The 18,887-nt window shown below is 64.0% G+C and carries 13 protein-coding genes and 1 pseudogene; 12 read left to right on the top strand and 2 right to left on the bottom strand.

What is annotated here, in order from left to right:
• Positions 1-12: 12 nt before the first annotated feature.
• Both HMPREF1022_RS11105 and HMPREF1022_RS11100 read left to right on the top strand, forming a co-directional pair.
• Entirely contained in the window at positions 13-1,623 is a 1,611-nt protein-coding gene (locus tag HMPREF1022_RS11105) for a cobyric acid synthase (protein ID WP_009303164.1), read from the top strand.
• 188 nt (positions 1,624-1,811) lie between these two features.
• Complete coding sequence (locus HMPREF1022_RS11100; protein ID WP_009303163.1) at positions 1,812-3,239, top strand: DHA2 family efflux MFS transporter permease subunit; 1,428 nt, start codon at positions 1,812-1,814, stop codon at positions 3,237-3,239.
• A gap of 115 nt (positions 3,240-3,354) precedes the next feature.
• Here HMPREF1022_RS11100 and HMPREF1022_RS11095 read toward each other — a convergent pair whose 3' ends face one another.
• Positions 3,355-4,296 carry a DMT family transporter gene (locus tag HMPREF1022_RS11095; protein WP_035061619.1) on the bottom strand — a complete coding sequence of 314 codons (942 nt, stop codon included), beginning with the start codon at positions 4,294-4,296 and terminating at the stop codon, positions 3,355-3,357.
• Between the two features lie 150 nt (positions 4,297-4,446).
• Here HMPREF1022_RS11095 and HMPREF1022_RS11090 point away from each other — a divergent pair, with 150 nt between their 5' ends.
• The 10 genes from HMPREF1022_RS11090 (at position 4,447) to HMPREF1022_RS11045 (ending at position 16,346) form a co-directional block, all read left to right on the top strand.
• Positions 4,447-7,242 (top strand): response regulator, encoded by a 2,796-nt coding sequence (locus HMPREF1022_RS11090; RefSeq protein WP_009303161.1) that lies wholly within the window; start codon positions 4,447-4,449, stop codon positions 7,240-7,242.
• Entirely contained in the window at positions 7,220-8,047 is an 828-nt protein-coding gene (locus HMPREF1022_RS11085) for a glycosyltransferase family 8 protein (RefSeq protein ID WP_009303160.1), read from the top strand. The genes HMPREF1022_RS11090 and HMPREF1022_RS11085 overlap by 23 nt, the downstream gene beginning before the upstream one ends.
• Before the next feature lie 185 nt (positions 8,048-8,232).
• Positions 8,233-8,724, top strand: a complete 492-nt coding sequence (locus HMPREF1022_RS11080; RefSeq protein WP_008682618.1) for a chemotaxis protein CheW — start codon at positions 8,233-8,235, stop codon at positions 8,722-8,724.
• Positions 8,725-9,405: 681 nt separating this feature from the next.
• Positions 9,406-9,915, top strand: a complete 510-nt coding sequence (locus tag HMPREF1022_RS11075; protein WP_009303159.1) for a hypothetical protein — start codon at positions 9,406-9,408, stop codon at positions 9,913-9,915.
• 141 nt (positions 9,916-10,056) lie between these two features.
• Positions 10,057-11,202 (top strand): DegT/DnrJ/EryC1/StrS family aminotransferase, encoded by a 1,146-nt coding sequence (locus HMPREF1022_RS11070; RefSeq protein WP_009303158.1) that lies wholly within the window; start codon positions 10,057-10,059, stop codon positions 11,200-11,202.
• Between the two features lie 157 nt (positions 11,203-11,359).
• On the top strand, positions 11,360-12,316 hold the full coding sequence (locus tag HMPREF1022_RS11065; RefSeq protein ID WP_009303157.1) for a glycosyltransferase family 2 protein: 957 nt from the start codon (positions 11,360-11,362) through the stop codon (positions 12,314-12,316).
• Positions 12,313-12,786: a GtrA family protein gene (locus tag HMPREF1022_RS11060; protein WP_009303156.1), complete on the top strand. Its 474-nt coding sequence runs from the start codon at positions 12,313-12,315 to the stop codon at positions 12,784-12,786. Before HMPREF1022_RS11065 ends, HMPREF1022_RS11060 begins: the two co-directional genes overlap by 4 nt.
• Entirely contained in the window at positions 12,783-13,745 is a 963-nt protein-coding gene (locus HMPREF1022_RS11055) for a glycosyltransferase family 2 protein (protein ID WP_009303155.1), read from the top strand. The genes HMPREF1022_RS11060 and HMPREF1022_RS11055 overlap by 4 nt, the downstream gene beginning before the upstream one ends.
• A gap of 122 nt (positions 13,746-13,867) precedes the next feature.
• A complete protein-coding gene (locus HMPREF1022_RS18620) occupies positions 13,868-14,380 on the top strand; it encodes a hypothetical protein (RefSeq protein WP_232221590.1) in 513 nt (170 codons plus the stop codon).
• Positions 14,381-14,705: 325 nt separating this feature from the next.
• On the top strand, positions 14,706-16,346 hold the full coding sequence (locus tag HMPREF1022_RS11045; protein WP_008682604.1) for an L-lactate permease: 1,641 nt from the start codon (positions 14,706-14,708) through the stop codon (positions 16,344-16,346).
• 109 nt (positions 16,347-16,455) lie between these two features.
• Here HMPREF1022_RS11045 and HMPREF1022_RS19180 read toward each other — a convergent pair.
• Positions 16,456-17,613, bottom strand: a pseudogene (locus HMPREF1022_RS19180) (methyl-accepting chemotaxis protein); the annotation flags it as partial.
• Positions 17,614-18,887: the final 1,274 nt, after the last annotated feature.

Raw genomic sequence — 18,887 nt, 5'->3', positions numbered from 1 at the left:
AAGGAAAGAGGCATGCGACCCTCTTTTTGCGCGCCGGATGCGGCTCCGGCACCCGTCTCGGCCAAAGCCGCCGTGCCGGCCCTGATGTTCCAGGGCACCTGCTCCAACGCGGGCAAAAGCCTGCTCGCCGCCGCCGTCTGCCGCCTGCTGGCCCGCCGTGGGCTGAGAGTGGCGCCCTTCAAGGCCCAGAACATGGCCCTCAATTCCTTTGTGACCGAACAGGGCGAGGAAATGGGCCGGGCCCAGGCCCTGCAGGCCGTGGCCTGCGGCCTGCCCGCCGACGTGCGCATGAATCCGGTGCTGCTCAAACCCACTTCCCATGTGGGTTCCCAGGTCATTGTGCTAGGCCGTCCCGTGGGCCAGATGCGGGTGGGCGCGTATCTGCGTTACAAGCCCGAGGCCTGGAAGGCCGTGCGCCGCGCCTACCGCGAGCTGTCCTCGGGCATGGACGTCATGGTTCTGGAGGGCGCGGGCAGCCCGGCGGAAATCAATCTCAGGGCTCACGACATCGTGAACATGCGCATGGCCCGCCATGCCGAGGCGCGTGTGCTGCTGGTGGCGGACATCGACCGGGGCGGGGCCTTTGCCTCCCTGGTGGGCACCATGAGCCTGCTGGGCCGGGCCGACCGGGCGCGCGTGGCCGGGTATGTGCTGAACAAGTTCCGGGGCGACGCCTCCCTGCTGGACCCGGCCCTGGAGGCGGTGAGCCGCCGGACGCGCCGTCCTTTTCTGGGCGTGGTGCCCATGCTCGAGGATCTGCGCCTGCCGGAGGAGGATTCCGTCAGCTTCAAGCTGGGGATCACGCCGGGCCTGGACGCGGCGGACGGGGACAGGCCCGCTGCGCCGGGCTGCCTGGATATCGCCCTGGTGGACCTGCCCCATATCAGCAACTTCACCGACCTGGACGCCCTGCGGGCCGAGGCGGACGTGCGCCTGCGCATTGTGCGGCACGCCGACGAGCTGGGCGCGCCGGATGCCGTGATTCTGCCGGGCAGCAAGAACAGCATTGCGGACATGCGTTTTCTGCGCCGGGCGGGCTTGGCGGAGGCTCTGCGCGGCTATGCGGAGCCTTGCCGGAGCCGGGGGGCGCTGGTCGGCATTTGCGGCGGCCTGCAGATGCTGGGGCAAAATATTGCCGACCCGCTGGGCCTGGAGGAGGGCGGCCTGGAGCCGGGCCTGAGCCTGTTGCCGCTGAGCACGGAACTGGGCGGCGCGAAACTGTTGCGCCGGACTGCCGGCCGGGCTCTGGCCGCGCTGGCCGGAGAGGAGCTGGTGGTGCGGGGCTATGAAATCCACCACGGGCGCAGCGTCCCGGCGGAAGAGCGTCCCGGCGGAGCGGGCGGGATGCCGCTGACGCCGGTCATGACGGACGAGGCCGGGCGGACGCTGGGCTGGGGCCTGCCCGGCGCCGACGGCACGGTGCGGGTCTGGGGCACCTACCTGCACGGGGTTTTCGATGCGGACGCCTTCCGCCATGCTTTTCTGAACCGGCTGCGCCGGGAGCGGGGCCTTGCGCCGCGCACCGGGGTCGCCTACAGCCTGGGGCCGGAGCTGGACCGCCTGGCCGACGCGGTGGAGGCGAATCTGGATATGGCGGCCATTTACGCCATGCTGGGGCTGTAGCCGCGCACCGCCGTGAGCTCCGGCGGAAGCCCGGCCTGCCGCGGTCCCGGAGCAAATAAACGCTGATGACGCTGACCCGCCGCAAGGATTTGCTTGCAAATCCTTGCGGCGGGGTGCTCTAATGGCGTTCAGCAGGGCGTTCGTGTTTGTCTCAGATACCGGGGGCCTGTAATGGGCGGAGACAGCGTATGAGAATTTCCCCCGGCGGCATGGCCGGTTTGCCCCTGATCGCGGCCGCGGCCTTTTTCATGCAGGCTCTGGATGCCACTATCCTGAACACCGCCTTGCCGGCCATTGCCGAAAGCCTCGGCGAGTCGCCCCTGGCCATGCAGATGACCGTGGTCGGCTACACCCTGACCGTGGCCCTGTTGATCCCCGCGAGCGGCTGGTTCGCGGACCGCTTCGGCACCCGCAACGTCTTTCTGTTCGCGGTGGCCCTCTTCGTGTTGGGGTCCCTTTCCTGCGCCCTGTCCGGCAGCCTGCGCATGCTGGTGCTTTCGCGCGTGATCCAGGGCATCGGCGGGGCCATGATGATGCCCGTGGCCCGGCTGGCCGTGTTGCGGGCCTTTCCGCGCGAGAAGCTGGTGGCCGTGCTCAACTTCATCAGCATTCCGGGACTGGTGGGGCCGGTGGTCGGACCGCTGCTGGGCGGCGCTCTGGTGACTTATGCCGGGTGGCACTGGATTTTTCTGATCAACATCCCGGTGGGCCTGGCGGGCATGCTTTATGCCTGGCGGATTATGCCCCAGTTCACAGGGCCGCACGGGCCGTTTGATTTCACGGGGTTCGCTTTTTTCGGTCTCGGGCTGGCCCTGTTTTCCGGCGGCCTGGAGCTTTTCGGTGGCCGCGCGGAGTCAAAAGGCCTGGCTCCCTTTCTGCTGCTCGCCGGTGTGGCGCTTCTGACGCTGTACGCCCGGCACGCCAGGCGCAACCAGGCTCCCCTGATCCGCCTGGGCGTTTTTCGCATCCACACCTTCCGCGTGGGCATCGCGGGCAATGTGGTTTCCAGGCTGGGCACGGGCTGCATGCCCTATCTCATGCCGCTCATGCTCCAGGTGGGGCTGGGCCACCCGGCTCTGACCGCCGGTATGATGATGGCCCCCATGGCCCTGGGCTCCCTCACGGCCAAAACGTTTGCCGTGCGCGTGCTGCGCCGCTTCGGCTACCGCAACACCCTGGTGGGGGTCACCGCCTGCATCGGCCTGATGATCGCCCAGTTCTCACTCCAGACCCCCTCGCTGCCCCTCTGGATGCTGATCCTGCCCATGATCCTGCTGGGCATGGCCATGTCCACGCAGTTCACGGCCATGAACAGCATTACCCTGGGGGATCTCGCCCAGGAACATGTCAGTACCGGCAACAGCCTGCTCGCCGTCACCCAGCAGCTTTCGATCAGCTTCGGCGTGGCCAGCAGCACGGCGGTGCTGCGCTTGTTCAACGCCCTTGCGCCGGGGTCGCTGCTGGACCATTTTCATGAAACCTTTCTCACGGTCGGCGGCGTCACCCTGCTGGCCTCCCTGGTTTTTCTGTTCCTGCGCCGCGGCGACGGCGACGCGCTGCTTCCCGGCCGGGGGGAGCGCCGCGCATCCTCCGGGAAGCAGCGTTCTTCGCGGTAAAGGCGGTGCTGATATCGAGAGGTTGAAAAAAGGAGTCCGCAAGTCCGAAGAAGCCGGGAGGCGGCCGGAGCCGGGCAACGCTGAAAAAAAGCCGAATCGCGCAACGGGTCCGCCGCTATTTTTTGCAGGGTTCTTTCGCGTGCGTATTTCCTCGCCACTGGCTGAGCAGCACCCCGGCGATGACCAGGACCGAGGCCAGGTACTGCGAGGGCAGAAAGACCTCGTGCAGCAGGCTCACGCCGAACAGCAGGGTAAAGACCGGGATCAGGTTGGTATAGGCCGCGGCCTGCCCGGCGCAGAGCCGGTTGACCCCGAAATTGTACAACCCGTAGCCGCCGAAGGTCACGCAGCCGCCGAGATAGAGCACGCTGGCCCAGGGAGCCCAGGCGGGCAGTTCCAGGCCCAGGGAAATGGGGCGGCTCGTTTCCGGCAGAAAAAGCAGCAGCAGGCAGAAGAAAAGCATGCCCAGGCCGGATTGCGCGGCGGTGATCTGCATGGGATTGTAGAGCGGGGAAAGCCGCCGGGCGATGACTGTGTAAAAGGCGGCGCAGAGCATGGCCAGAGCTTCCAGGGCATTGCCCAGCATGGGGTCGGCCGCGTTGTCCGCGGGCGCGGCGGCCAGGGAAAGCCAGACCACGCCGCCCACGGCCAGGGCAAAGCCCAGCCAGACCCGTCCGCTTATCCGTTCGCCCAGGGCGACCCAGGCCACGCCGGCCACGATCAGAGGCAGAAGAGAGACCACCATGCCCGCCTGGGAGGCTGTGGTCAGCCGCAGGGCGTGGGTTTCGAACAGAAAATAGCAGCAGGGTTCGCAGAAGCCCATCAGCAGCAGGGCCCCCAGGTGGCCGTGGCGGCGTAGGTCCCGGAACAGGCGGGGCCAGAGGGGGGCGAAGACCAGGCTTGCCACCAGCATGCGTCCGGCCATGGCCTGCAGGGGCGTGAGGCCGGAAAGCGCGATGCGCAGCGCCACGTAGGAAGTGCTCCAGACGCACATGGCCGTGAGCAGGGCCAGGTGGGGGACAAGGCGGGAAAAGGGGCGTGGGGCGGAAGCTGCCATGGCGTCACCGCGCCCGGCGTCGCGCCGGGCTGCCATCGCCGCGTCCGGCAATGGGTTGGAAGATGATTTTTCCGGCAGCCTATGGTACTACGGCAACAACATCAAGAAGGCCGCCGAGGCCGCGCCCCTGAGGTGCGTGGGAGTGAAGGCATGACGATCCGGGCCATTATTAAAACCTCCAACCTGGTGCAACTGGGTCTGGTGCTCCTGCTGGGGGTCTGTTTTTTCTGGCTCGGACGCGACTTGCGGGAAGTCAACGGCCTGCTGCACAATTTCTATCGCATAGACGCGCTGCTCAGCGAGCTGGGGGTCGGCGCGGCCGACAAATACCGTCTGGCCCTGGACTACGTCAGCGCGCCCAATGAGAGTCGGCTGGAGGAATGGCAGACTCTTCTCCTGGCCGAGCGCGGCGCTGTCGGGCGTCCGTCGGGCTCATTTCTCAAAGGGGAGGGCGGGCGTTCCCTGCAGGAGATCGCGAACAGCCTTGATCTGGACAAAGAGGAAAGAAGCCTGCTCCAGTTCTGCCTGGAGCAGAACGAGCTGCTGAATCGCCTGACCGAAATCGCCGTGATGCGGGCGCGCGGCCTGTACCCCGACGCGCAGGGCGGATTTTCCATTCAGGGCGACCGCCAACCCAAACAGGCCCTGCAATGGGTCTACGACACCAAGCTGGCGCGCATTCCGGACAAAATCAGCAATGCCGGGCGGCAGTTGCGCGCCCACCTCTATCAGGATTTTCTGGCGCATATGTCCGCGCAGAAGCGTTCCCTGTGGTGGATGCTCGGCTTGGCTATCGTCGGCCTGGTCCTGCTGGCGGTCAATGTGGCGGTCGGCATGCTTGTTTTCCACAAGCGGGTGGCCCGGCCCCTGGGCCTGGTGGGCCGTTATGCCGAGGACGTGGCCGCGGGCAACGATCCCGCGCCCCTGCGTCTGAAATACGGCGACGAGCTGGCGGGCATGTTCGACTCCCTGCAAAAGATGAAGGGCGCGCTGCTTCTGCGCATCCAGGAGTTGAAGACGGCGGAGGCGGCGGCGCACGCCAGCCGGAAACAGGCCCTGCAGGCCAGGGCCCAGGCGCTTTCCTCCCTGCGGATAGCCCAGAAGGCCTCCGGCGTGCAGGAGGATTTTCTGCGCCGGATCAGCCACGAAGTCCGCACGCCCATGAACGCCATCATCGGCATGAGTTATCTCTGCCTGCAGACCGAGTTGAGTCCCGGCCAGCGCAAGTATCTCTCCCAGATCAACAAATCCGGCAGCGTGCTGCTGGACATGTTCAACCGCATTCTGGACTTCGCCAGCGTGGACGAAGGCAGCCTGCGGCCGGAACTCACGCTTTTTCCCCTGGGCCGTTTTCTGGACCTGCTGCGCCAGAGCGTGGCCGCCCAGGCCGCCGAAAAAAAATTGTCCCTGGCGCTGCATGCGGCGCCGGGCCTGCCCGCGCGCCTGCTCGGCGACGAGCGGCATCTGGAGGAAGTGCTGCGCATCCTCTTGGACAATGCCGTGCAGTACACGGCGGAAGGCGGGGTGGAGCTGAGCGTGGCCCCGCTGCCGGACGCGGCCGCGGGCAAAACGCGCCTGCGTTTCTGCGTGGCGGACAGCGGGCCCGGCATCAGCGGGGAAAACCAGGCCAAATTGTTCGAGCCCTTTGTGCCCGGTGACATGTCCATGACCCGTTCCGGCAGCGGCCTGGGACTGGGCTTGGCGCTGGCCCGCCACCTGGTCAAGCTGATGGGCGGCGAGATCACGGTGGACAGCGCGCCGGGCCGAGGCAGCCGCTTGAGCTTTGACCTGGAGTTCGATCTGCCGCCGGATGTGGGAGAGGATGATCCCCTGCCTGTTCCGGACGGCGGGGAGCGGGACGCGGGAGCCGTGCCGCCGGTGCTGGTGGTGGACGACAACGAGATCAACCGCCAGATCGCCAAGGAATTGCTGGAACAGGCCGGGATTGCGGTGACCGTGGTCGGGAACGGGCGCGAAGCCGTGGAATACGTGCGGCGGCAGCCCGTGTCCCTGGTGCTCATGGACGTGCAGATGCCGGTTATGGACGGCCTTGAAGCCACCTGCCGGATCCGTGAACTGGGCCGCTCCCCGGAGGAACTGCCCATTCTGGCCATGACGGCCCATGCCGACAAGGGCTCGCGCATGGACGGCAAGAGCGTGGGCATGAACGACTATCTGACCAAACCCGTGAATCCGGCGGAACTGTATGCGGCCCTTGAGGAGTGGCTGCCCGGCGGGCTGGCCCGCAATCCCGTGCGGGAGGCCGCCGGGCGCACGTCGGAGGAGGCGGGCGTCGCGGCGACGCCCGCGCCTGTCCCCGACGGGGACAGGCAGGCCGTCAACATCAAGGCGGGCCTGGCCACGGTGGGCGGCAATGAAAAGCTGTACAACGAGCTGCTGCTCCGTTTTGTGGAGCACTACGGCCAAAGCGCCCCGCAGTTGCGCGATCTGCTGGCCCGCTATGACTATCGCGGCGCGGCGCGCCTGGCGCACACGGTCAAGGGCGTGGCCGCCAACCTGGGCGTGGAGCGGGTCACGGAACTGACCAGGCAAATGGAGGCCTCCCTGCCCGGCGTGCCGCCCGACGAAGACCTGCTGCGCCGTTTTGAAGCGGCCATGGACGAGGCCCTGGGGAGCATCCGTTTGCTCCAGAGCCACAGCCGCCTAGCCGCCACGGCGGGCGACCTGCGTCTGGCCGAAGAGCACAAGCGTGCGTTGCTGCGCCTGCTTGAGGAATTGCCGCAGCGCATGGAAACGGACTGGGGCGGCGTGGAAAGCGCGCTGGAAGCCTTCATCCCCCTGGTGGAAGGCACGCCCTACGCCGAAGACCTGGCCGGGGTGCTGGCGGCGGTCAATGATTTCAACCCGGCGGACCTGGCCGATCGTGTCGAGCGGCTGCGCCGACACCTACGCGGAGAGGAAGATGAAAGTCGTCTTCTGCATTGACGACAATCCGCGCTATCTGCTGCTGCTCAAGGTGGCCGTGCGTTCCCTGCGCGCCCTGCACGGGCCCGACGCGCCTTGTCTCTGCGTCTATGCCGGGGACAAGCCGGAGGTGCTTGAAGGCGTGACCCGCGAGGGCATCCCGCTGGCGCGCTACCAGCCCCGCCTCAGCCGCGACCTGTTGCCGCCGGAAACCCATGCCAACATCGGCTGCTTTCTGAAACTGGAGCTGGCCCTGGTGCCGGAACTGGCCGGGGATGAAGCCGTGCTGTACTGCGACGCGGACATGCTGTTCCAGCGTCCCCTGGACGCGCTTTTCAACGGCCCGCTGCCGTTGTACATGGGCATGGCCCGCGAAAAAACGGCCCCGTTTTACCATGAGTATGAAAGCCTTGCCTATGAGTTCCGGGAACAGCGCTATACCGTGCCCATGCCTTTTCCCATCTGGACGTTTTCCAGCGGCGTGGTGCTGTTCAACCTGGCGCGTCTGCGGCGGCGCGACCTGATCGGGCATTTTCTGGCTTTTTCCCTTCAGAATGTGGGCCGCATCGGCAACCTGGACCAGTCCCTGCTGAACTATTTTTTCGGCAAGCGCGTCACCCGCCTGGAGGACCGCTGGAATTGCCCGCCCTATCAGGCCGACTGCCTGGACGCGGGGCATATCGTGCATTTCCACGGCCCCAAGCCCTGGGATGTCCGCAGCGCCTGGGCCGAGGATCTGCGCGTCAACCATTTTGAAGCCATGCGCCGCGTCTGGCTGGGCTATCTCAGCGAGGCGGAGCGCGCGCAGGCCGAAGCCTGGGGTTAAAGCAGCAGGCCTCAAGTATTTTTCACAGCAGCCGATAAGGATTGTCGGCGAGTCAGCTCAAGCAAGAGCACCGGGGCGGACAAACGGACAAGGTGAGGGCGGCCATGCCGCCGCGATCCGGACCGCTCCGCTGTACCGCACATGACAGGCGGCGTGTCCCGGACAGCCCCTGAGGAGGTTTTGCCATGAGTCAGATTATAGAAGATATGAAAAGCCAGGGACACGACGAGCACGACGGCGACCTGATCCAGCTGGTCACTTTCCGCATCGGCGAAGAGGAATTCGGCGTGGATATCCTGGCCGTGCAGGAAATCATCCGCCTGATGCAGATTACCATGGTGCCGCGCGCTCCGGCCTTCATCGAGGGCGTCATCAACCTGCGCGGCAAGGTCATCCCGGTCATCAGCATGCGCACGCGCTTCAACATGCCCGTCCTTGAGCACGACAGCAACACCCGCATCGTGGTCATGGAACTGGGGCAGAAGATCGTGGGCTTCCTGGTGGACGGTGTTTCCGAGGTGCTGCGCATTCCGGCGGGCACGGTCGAGGACCCGCCGCCGGTGGTGGCGGGCATCGGTTCCGAATATATCCGGGGCATCGGCAAGCTGGACGACCGCCTGCTCATTCTGCTGGATCTGGACAATCTGCTCAGCGATATTGATCTCAGCGCGACGTAGGGCGGGTTCGGGGCGGGGCGTGTGACGCGCCTCCGGTGATGGATTTTTTTGGGGGGCTTGCTGCCCAAGCGGTATGCATAGTGCCCTTCGGACACGGCTTTTTTCGCCTGAACGGCGGTGGGCCGCCTGCGCGGTCCCCTGCCGCGCGCCGCGCAGGCGGCCCAAACGCCGGGAGGCGTAAGGCCTCTGTGCCCGCAGGGCAGCGAGAAACGTCATCTGTGCGACAAGCCCCCCCAAAAAAAATCCCCACCCGCATCCTAGTGTCTGATTGCAAAAATTGAGAGCATAACTATGCCCACAATTTTCGCAGGATCGTCCACGAAAAAACATGGTTTTTCGCGGGCTCATGGCGGCTTCACCGCCGTAAAACCCTACGGGTTTTATGTGTCTAATTTTTTAAATTAGACACCAGGCGGGGAATCCTTGACTGCCGCCCTGAAATATGTTGCCCTCCCCACAGGTGCCTAAGAACACCTTCCGTAGACGGTTTCCCACCCCGACAGCTTGTGGGTTTTCTTGCGTCTTGCCTCCGGCAGGGCGTGCCTTCCCGCATTATCGTTCCGGGTGTGGGCGAAATACAAGACCGGCTTGCCGGGAAATAGTCCGCTGCTCTACGGCAGTTCTTAGCACCCGGAGCTTTTCATTCTGAAGGCTCCAATAAGAAAGCCGTAGAGGTGCCTGATGTCCGATCCTTCTCTGAACGCTCAGCGTTCACAGCCCCGACCCATCCCGCCCGCCGCTTCTCCAGATTTTTCCCATTGCGCCGCATTGGCCGAAACGCTGCAACAGACGGCGCGGGCCTTGCTGGCCTTCGCGGCCGGAAAAGAGCCGGAACCGGGGGAATGCGCCGTGCCGGATGCTTCTCCCGTCAATCCCGGCGCCCCGGCCAAAGAGGTGCCGCATGAATTGCGCTGCTACCGCGTGCCGTCGTATATGCTGAAATATGAAGAGGAGATGCTTGACGCGCACAGGGCAAAGGATCTGTCCGGGCTGCTCGGCAAGGTGTATGACAATCTCTATGTCACGGCATATCTCATGGAACATTTCGGCGAAGCGGAAGATCTCGACGGCTTCACCATCCACTTGATCGGCAGCAGCCTGCAATCTTCGCTGCATGTGCTGAGCAAGGTTTGCTCCGTGTTCGCGGATTTCAGGCCTGCGAATCCGCCGGAAACAGCCCCGGCGCTGTAAGAGGGAAAATGGACCGGGGCGGTGGCCTTTGCCGCCGCCGTCCCGCTCCGGCGCTTGCTCCGGGCGGCGATAGGGGCTATTATAAAAATTCTCCGGGCGCATGCCGCGTCCGGAGAATTTTTGCAATCCGCGGAGGGGCCCATGGCCTTGCGTCTTTCGCGTTCCATTGTGGGTGAAGCCGAGGCCCGCGCCGTCAGCCGGGTCATTCTGGAAGACGGCTATCTGGGCATAGGCAATGAGACCCGTTTGTTTGAAGAGGAGCTCGCCGCGTATCTCGGCGTGACCCCGCAACAGGTCATCACCACGAATACGGGCACGGCGGCCCTGCACCTGGCCGTGGATGCCGTGGCTTCCCAGTGCCGCGTCACGGGCGGCAAGGCTGAAGTGCTGGTGCCCTCGTTGACCTTTGTGGCCTCCTTCCAGGCCGTCACGGCGGCGGGCTGCGTGCCCGTGGCCTGCGACGTGCTGCCCGAAACCGGCACCCTGGATCTTAACGACGCGGAAAAGCGCCTCACCCCCCGCACCATCGCCGTCATGCCCGTGGACTACGCCAGCAACCCCTGGCATCTGGACGAGGTCTACGACTTTGCCCGGCGCAAGGGTCTGCGCGTGGTGGAGGACGCGGCCCACGCCTTCGGCTGCCGCCATCACGGGCGCAGGATCGGCTCGTTCGGGGACATGGTCTGCTTCAGCTTTGACGGCATCAAAAATATCACCTCCGGCGAGGGCGGCTGCCTGGTGGCCTTTGACGCCGAGGCCGCGCGCCTGGCTTCGGACGCGCGCCTGCTTTCGGTGGAAAATGACGCCCAGAAGCGCTTTGCCGGTATCCGTTCCTGGGACCCGGACGTCAAACGCCAGGGTTGGCGCTACCACATGAGCAATCTCATGGCCGCCATCGGCAGGGTGCAGCTTTCCCGCCTGGACGGCGAATTCATTCCGGTCCGGCGGGCATTGGCCGCCATCTATGCCGAGCGCCTGGCGGACCTGCCCGGCCTGGCCCTGCTGCGCACCGACCCGGAAGATTTCATCGTGCCGCACATTATGCCCGCGCGCATCCTGAACGGCCGCAAGGACGCGGTCAAGGACGCCCTGGCCCGGGAGGGCATTCCCACTGGCGTGCATTACAAGCCCAACCATCTGCTGAGCTTTTTCGGCGCCGGGGCCGTGCGCCTGCCGGTCACCGAGCAATTGTACGCGGAACTGGTGACCCTGCCCCTGCATCCGGGCCTGAGCCGGGAGGATGTGGAAAAAGTCTGCGCGGCCCTGTCCCGCGCCGTGGCGGCCTAGAGCGTTTTGATATTGAAAATATCTCAACGCCCTAGGCGGATTTTCATGGAAAATCCGCACCGCGAAAGTATCGCAAGGCGAATTTACTTCGCCGTTAAGCGATAATTTCAAGCGCAAAATACTCTAAGGGCGCGCCGCCGTCTCACAGGAGTTTGCCATGCTGTCCCGTCCCGCGCCCCTGCTGGCCCTGGTGGTTCCCTGCTATAATGAGGAAGAAACCCTGCCGCGCACGCTGAACGCCCTGGCGGAGTTGCTGGAGCGCTGCAAGGCCGAGGGCCTGATCCGGCCGGAAAGCTACGCCCTGTATGTGGACGACGGCAGCCGCGACCGCACCTGGCAACTGCTGGAAGAACGCCACCGGCACGATTCCTTCTGCCGGGGCATCAGCTTCGCGGCCAACGCCGGGCACCAGAACGCGGTCTGGGCCGGTATGGACACGGCCCGCCAGTGGGGCGCGGACTGCATCATCAGCCTGGACGCCGATCTGCAGGACGACATCGGGGTCATCCCGGAAATGCTGGCCCGCTATGCCGAAGGCTGCGACATTGTGTACGGCGTGCGCAAAGACCGCAGTTCCGACACCTCCTTCAAGCGAGGCACCGCGCACTTTTTCTACCGCTTCATGAACTGGCTGAACGTGCGCCTGATCCCGGACCACGCGGATTACCGCCTGGTGGCCCGGCCCGTGCTGGAAGTTCTGCCGTGCTACGGGGAGCAGACCCTGTTTCTGCGCGGGCTTTTTCCCGGTCTGGGCTTCAAGAGCGGCAAGGTCTACTACGCGCGCCTGTCGCGCCAGGCCGGAGAGAGCAAGTACCCTCTGCTGAAAATGCTTTCCTTCGCCTGGAAGGGCATCACCTCCTGCAGCGCCGCGCCCTTGCGCCTGGCGGGCTTCATGAGCCTGCTCTGCATGCTGGCGGCCCTGGCCTACAGTTTGGTTTCGCTGTTCCGGTACATGGAAGGCACGGTCATTCCGGGCTGGACCTCGCTGATCATCGTGGTTCTGCTGCTGGGCTCGGTGCAGTTGTTCTGCCTCTCCGTCATGGGCGAGTATATCGCCAAGATTTTCACGGAAGTGCGGCGGCGGCCCCGCTATATTGTGGAGAAAACCTTGTGACCGGCTTTGTGCCCACCTGGGAGGACCTGCGGCGCTTCGTGCAAAGCCTGTTGGCCCGGCGCTGGGTACGCTTCGGCCTGATGGGCGGCCTGGCGACCCTCTGCTATGCCCTGCTGGGGCTGCTGTTCGTGAACGTCTGGGCTTTGCCCCTGCTGGTGGGCAACGGTCTGGCCTATCTGATCAGCTTTTTTGTCTCCTACCTGGGCCAGAGCCTCTGGACATTCCAGGCCAGGGGCGGCCACCGGGCCATGCTGCCGCGCTTTGCCGCCACCCAGGCCGTGGGCCTGGGGCTCAACTCCTGCATTGTCTGGCTGCTCGTCCGCCTGGGCCTGGCCTACGAGTTTGCCATGCCCGTGGCCGTGGTGCTGGTTCCGGTCTTTGTCTATCTGCTCTGCAAATACTGGGTCTTCCGCCGGGCGCGGGAGCTGGCCGAACCTGACGCAACAACTCCGGAGGCAAAGAAGCCGTGAGCGCTCCCGCCGTATCCGTGATCATGAACTGCCTGAACAGCGCCCGCGATCTGCGCGCGGCTCTGGGCAGCCTTATGGCCCAGACCTTTGGGGATTTTGAAGTCATCTTCTGGGACAACGGCTCCACGGACGACAGCCCGGCCATTGCCCAAAGCTACGGCCCCAAGCTGCGTTATTTTCGCGGCAAAACCACCGTGCCCCTGGGCGCGGCGCGCAACCTGGCCCTGATGCGGGCGCGCGGCCGCTACCTGGCTTTTCTGGATTGCGACGATCTCTGGCGGCCGCGCAAGCTGGAAACGCAGGTGGCCCTGTTCGAGGCCGATCCCCGGGTGGGCCTGGTCTGCACGGATACGGAAATTTTTGACGGCAAGCGCGTGCTCAAGCGCCTTTTCGCCGAGGCCCGGCCCGCGCGCGGCATGGTTTTCGGCGAGCTTATGGAGCGGCAGTGGATTTCCATGTCCTCGGCCGTGATCCGGCGTGAAGCCCTGGCCGGGCTGGCCGCGGACCCCGGCGCGTGGGACGGCGGCTGGTTTGACGAAAGCCTCAATGTCTGCGAGGAGGCCGACGTCTTTTATCGCATCGCCCATGACTGGGAGCTGGATTTCGTGGACGAGCCCCTGACCCTCTGGCGGGTGCACGGGGCCAACACCACCTTCCGCAAGTTCGGCCAATTCGCGGACGAAACCCTGCGCATTCTGGATAAACACCGCCGCCTCTATCCCGGCTATGACGCGGAGCACGCCGATCTGGCGGCCCTGCTGACCCGGCGGGCGGCCTTTCAGAAGGCCGTGGCCCTCTGGCGCGAGGGGCGCAATGCCGAGGCCCGCGCCTGCATCGCGCCCTGGCGGGACAGCTCGCGCAAGCATCGCCTGTTCTGGTGGGCCAGCTTTCTGCCCGGTTCTCTCTTCGACCTGGCGGCGAGGGCCTATTTCGCCCTGCCCTCCGGTCTGCGGCGCTGAAGGCGCTTCGCGCCTTTCCGTGTCCCGCGCGTTTTAGCCATACCTCTTTTTTGTGTAATATCGCTTCCTTATTTGATGCGGCCCCGATAAACCTGTTGATTTATCCCACCGTTAGGATAGGGTTGAAACAGTGGGACGGCTGTACGGTCCCATCGTGCGGCGGCTTGCCTGACAAGCCGGGTTTGACCCCATGCCGCACACGGTTGAGCCTTTCAACGTTGAAAGGCTCCAGAGACAAAAAGAGCGCGGCCATGAACGCCATTCGTCGGTTCTGCCTTTTCTGCGGAATATGCATGGGGATCGTTACGGTCTTCCTGCTGACCTGTGGACGGAACGCTCCGGCCCGGTCCCTGGAGTTCGTAACGTCGCCGTTCATGACCTCCAGCGTTTTTCGAGCTCTTCCCGCCTTTTCCATTTCTTTTTCCTTCCGGCAACCGGAAGGGAAGCAGCGTCACCGCTCCGCATCCGCCGGACCGGAACCGGGATCGCTCGCCCGCGTTACCGCCCGGCTTGTTTTTCCGTCTCGCTTTCTCGCGCGGATCGATTTTCCCCGCACCAATGAACATATTCCCGGTTTTCGTGAAATCCGGGGCATGTTGCCCTTTTCCCTCGCCCCTCCCGCCAGTCTTTCCTGAACCAGCTTTTCCCACACGCCGCGGAACAGTGTGAATTTCGCGTTGATCTGTTCCGGCGGCCACGCACGCAATTGCAGTCTTCAGCCGTGGTTGACGACGTTGTCTTTGCCCGTATGCGCACAAGTTCGCCTGCGGCTGAAGCTCCTGCGTCGCAACGGGTCAAGGCGGCCGATATTGAAATTGGAAGCAATTTCAATGCAAAGCTGACCCGGTGGATATGTTGCGGAAGATGTTCCGGGCCCTTTGCGCAAGGGGCCGGGCCGCCTTTCGCATGGGTTCTGTTCAAACAAGAGATGGGCAACATCTAACCGTTGAAGGAGCAAATATGGCCTGGACGCAAATCTACGACCCCGCCGGGGGCGCGCTTCTTTCCGCGCTGCTGGCCGGTATTCCTCTTTTTGCCCTCTTTTACATGCTGGCGGTGCGTCGCGCCAAAGGGCATTACGCCGCGGCCACGGCCGTGATCCTTTCTTTTTTGCTGGCGGTTCTGGTGTGGGGCATGCCTGTGGGCACGGCATTCAGTTCCCTGATCTACGGCGCGGCTTTCGGCCTCTTCCCCATCATCTGGATAGTGATCACCGCGGTCTGGGTCTACAACATGACCGTGGAATCGGGAGAATTCGAGCATATCAAGCAATCGCTGGCCCGTCTTACCGACGACCGGCGTTTGCAGGCCATTTTCATCGCTTTTGCCTTTGGTTCCTTCATTGAAGGCACGGCGGGCTTCGGCACGCCCGTGGCCATCACCGCCGCCATGCTGGTGGGCCTGGGCTTCCAGCCCCTGTACGCGGCGGGCATCTGCCTTATCGCCAATACCGCGCCCGTGGCCTTCGGCGCCATCGGCGTGCCCGTCATCGTGGCCGGGCAGGTTTCAGGCTTCTCGGATCTGACCATCAGCCAGATCGTCGGCAGGCAGCTGCCCTTCCTTTCCGTCATCGTGCCGCTCTGGCTCTGCGTGGTCATGTGCGGCTTCCGGCGCGCCATGGAAGTGTTGCCCGCCATTGCCGTGGCCGGGATCAGCTTTGCCGCCTCGCAGTTCCTCTTCTCCAACTTCCACGGCCCGACCCTGCCCGACATCATGTCGGCGCTCATCACCATCGTGGCCCTGGTCCTGCTGCTGCGGGTCTGGAAGCCCGCCCGGATCTGGCGTTTCGCGGGCGAATCCGCCTCCGTGCTGGAAGGGGCCCCGCCGTCGGCCGGTATTGTGCTGCGGGCTTGGGGGCCGTACATCATTCTGGCCGTCATGGTCTTTCTGTGGGGCCTGCCGCAGTTCAAGAACCTGCTGAATGCCATCCCCGGCGCGGTGGTCACCTTCGCCTGGCCCGGCCTGGACGGCATGGTGCACAAGGCGGCGCCCATTCTGGCCGCGGGCAAGGACCCCAATTACCCGGCCATGTTCACTTTCAACTGGCTTTCGGCGGGCGGTACGGCCATTCTGCTGGCCGGTTTCTTCTCCGTGCCCTTCATGCCCGGCTACTCCTTCGGCAAGGCCGTGGCCTGCTTCGCGCGCACGGCCGTGCAGCTGCGCTTCCCCATTCTGACCATTGCCATGATTCTCGGCCTGGCCTATCTCATGAACTATTCGGGCATGAGCTCCACCCTGGGCATCGCCTTTACCCTGACCGGCTCGCTCTTCCCGCTCTTCTCGCCGCTTCTGGGCTGGCTGGGCGTGTTCCTGACCGGTTCGGACACCTCCTCCAACGCGCTCTTCTGCGGCATGCAGCGTTCCACGGCCGAAGTGGTGGGCATGGACCCGCATCTGGCCGTGGCGGCCAACTCCTCGGGCGGCGTTACGGGCAAGATGATTTCGCCCCAGTCCATCAGCGTGGCCACGGCGGCCACCAACCTGGTGGGGCAGGAGGGCAACCTCTTCCGTTTCACTCTTGGCCACAGCGTCGCCATGACCCTGTTCATCTGCGTTCTGACGTATTTGCAGTCCGGGGTGCTGCACTGGATGCTGCCCTGAGCCGCCGATACAACATCTATAAAATATAAAAGAAGAGCGCCGCCCATGGGGAGCGGCACTCTTCTTTTGCCATTCGGACGAACCCCCCGCCGCGCGGGCCTCCATCCGCTTAACTGTTCTTCAGTTCCTGGATCAGGCGGGTCAGGCCCTGGGCCTGGCTTGCCAGCTCTTCGACGGCCTTGGCCGCTTCGGTCATGACAACGGCGGTTTCCCTGGCCCTGTCGTTGACCAGGACGATGGACTGGTTGATTTCCTGGCTGGTGGCAGACTGTTCCTCGCTGGCCGCGGCAATGGCGTGGACCTGGTCGGCTGTGGATTCCACGGTGGCCACGATCTCCTGCAGGGCCCTGCCGGAATCATTGGCCAAGCCCGTGGCCTGCCCGATCTGGTTCACGGCGCCGTCCACGGCTTCCATGCTCTTGGCCGTGCTTTCCTGGATGGCCTTGATGGCGCTGCTCACGTCGTTGGTGGAAGCCATGGTTTTTTCGGCCAGCTTGCGCACTTCGTCGGCCACCACGGCGAAACCGCGCCCGGCCTCGCCCGCGCGGGCCGCCTCAATGGCCGCGTTCAGGGCCAGCAGGTTGGTCTGGTCCGCAATGTCCGAGATGACGTTCATGATCTGGGTAATGGCTTGGGCGTGCTCACTGAGCTGGGCCATGTCGTCCTTGATCGTGATGGACATCCGGTGCACTTCCTCAATGCTCTGCACGGCCTTTTCCACAATGCCCGCGCCGGCTTCGGCTTTCTCTCTGGTTTCCCCCGAGGCGGATTCAGCCGCGCCGGCGTTGCGGGCCACATCCTGCACGGTGGCGTCCATTTCATTGATGGCCGCGGCCGCTTCGGAGAGGCGCTGGGCGGACTCCGCCGCGCCCTTGTCGGCCTGCTCGATCTGGGCCGAAAGCTGGGTGGATGCCGAGGAAAGCACATTGCCCATGGCTTCCAGTTTGTCGGCGGCCGCCAGCATGGCCTCGGTCTTGGCCTGGGCGCTTTTGCCGGCGGCCTCGGCCTGCCGCATGGCCGCCTGGGCATTGCGCGACTGTTCCTCGGCTTCGTGCGATTGCCGCTCGGCTTCGCTGATTTTTTCGTTCAGCGCGTCCACCATGCTGTCCAGGGCCACGGAGAGCTGGCCGATTTCATCCTTCCTGCGCAGGCCCAGACGCTGGTCCAGACGACCCTCGGCCACGGCGCGGGCGAAGCGCAGGGCCCGGCCCACCGGGACCGTGATGCCGCGGGTGAGCACAAGGCCGATCAGCAGGCCCGCGAGCAGGGCCGCGCTGCTGACCGTGTAAATCAGGGTAATGGCGCTGCTGACTTCATTGTCCGTGGTGACGATGGCCGTGGTCTGTAACTTGTCGCCGGCTTCGGCGATGCCGCGGGCGGCGTGGATGGCTTCCTCGCAGGCCTGGTTGCACTGCGCGTTGAGCGCGTCGATGCGTTCCCAGATTTGCAGGGTTTTGGCCTGCGCATCGCGGTATTCCTCAACATGCGCGCGCAGGGTCTTCAGGTGTTCCTGCAGCTCGGCATTTCTGATCCGGGGCAAAAGTTCGTCCACCTGCGTGAGCAGCGCGGGAAAGAGCACCGGCAGGTTGTCTTTGGCGTAGTCCCGGTTATTTTCGGCCAGGCTGCGCAGCATGCGGATGCGAAGGTAATTGATGGCGTCCATGACATGCTGGCCGACCTGGACCAGGGGCAGGGCCCTGGCGGCTTCCGCGGTATCCTGATCCGCCACGAACCGGTCGAGCACCGTGTTCATCCGCTGGACGTAATCCCGGGTTTCGTCCAGCAGTTTCGCCCCGGTCTTGTTCATGTCGTTGCGCAGGGCCACCAGGCTCTCTTGGGCCGTATGCGTTTCGAGCAGGGATTTTTTCAGATTTTCAAAGGCCGCGCGACCCGCCGCTGCCTTGCCCGTGTCCGGGATGACGGGATTGGCCTTGAGGTGAGCCGCCAGTCCGGTCAGGCTCTGGTCGGTCTGCTCAAGCAGGCGCCGCACATTATCCCAGGCTTCGGCGTTGCCGTTCTGGAAAGCGAGCATCTGACCGGGAATAGCGGTCACCTGCTGGTCCAGGTTATTAGCGAGTTGTTGCAGGGGCGCGAACGCTATTTTGATATTGGTGGTTTCTTCGTCCACGGTTTTCATCACGTTCAGCGACACAACGCTGATGACCACGGCCAGCAATAGGATGAGGCCGATGCCCATGGTCATTTTTTGCCAGATTTTCAGATTTTCCATACGGTCCGCCCTTTGCCTTCTCCAGAGGCCTCGCAAGTTTCACCACAGAAACGGTGTTGGTCGTCGCGCCCCGGCTGTAGTTTTTCAGTGGCTTTGTCGGTGGCGTAGCGGAAGATGCCTTATGAATGTGGAAGATACTCTCATTTTCGGCTGAAGAAAGAAAAAAATTAGGGGAAAAGGCATTTTTCCAGCCTTGAAGGAAGTAAAAAATGTATTTTGAGATATCAAACGAAATATACTTATATAATTTTTATAGTTATATTTATAATTCATGCATATTACAAAATTTTTTTACATCTCTCTCTCTCTCT

Source organism: Desulfovibrio sp. 6_1_46AFAA, assembly GCF_000224635.1.
In the GTDB taxonomy this organism is placed as follows: domain Bacteria; phylum Desulfobacterota; class Desulfovibrionia; order Desulfovibrionales; family Desulfovibrionaceae; genus Desulfovibrio; species Desulfovibrio fairfieldensis.
Note: the sequence above shows the minus strand (reverse complement) of the source record. Positions and strands in the feature narration are given on the sequence as shown.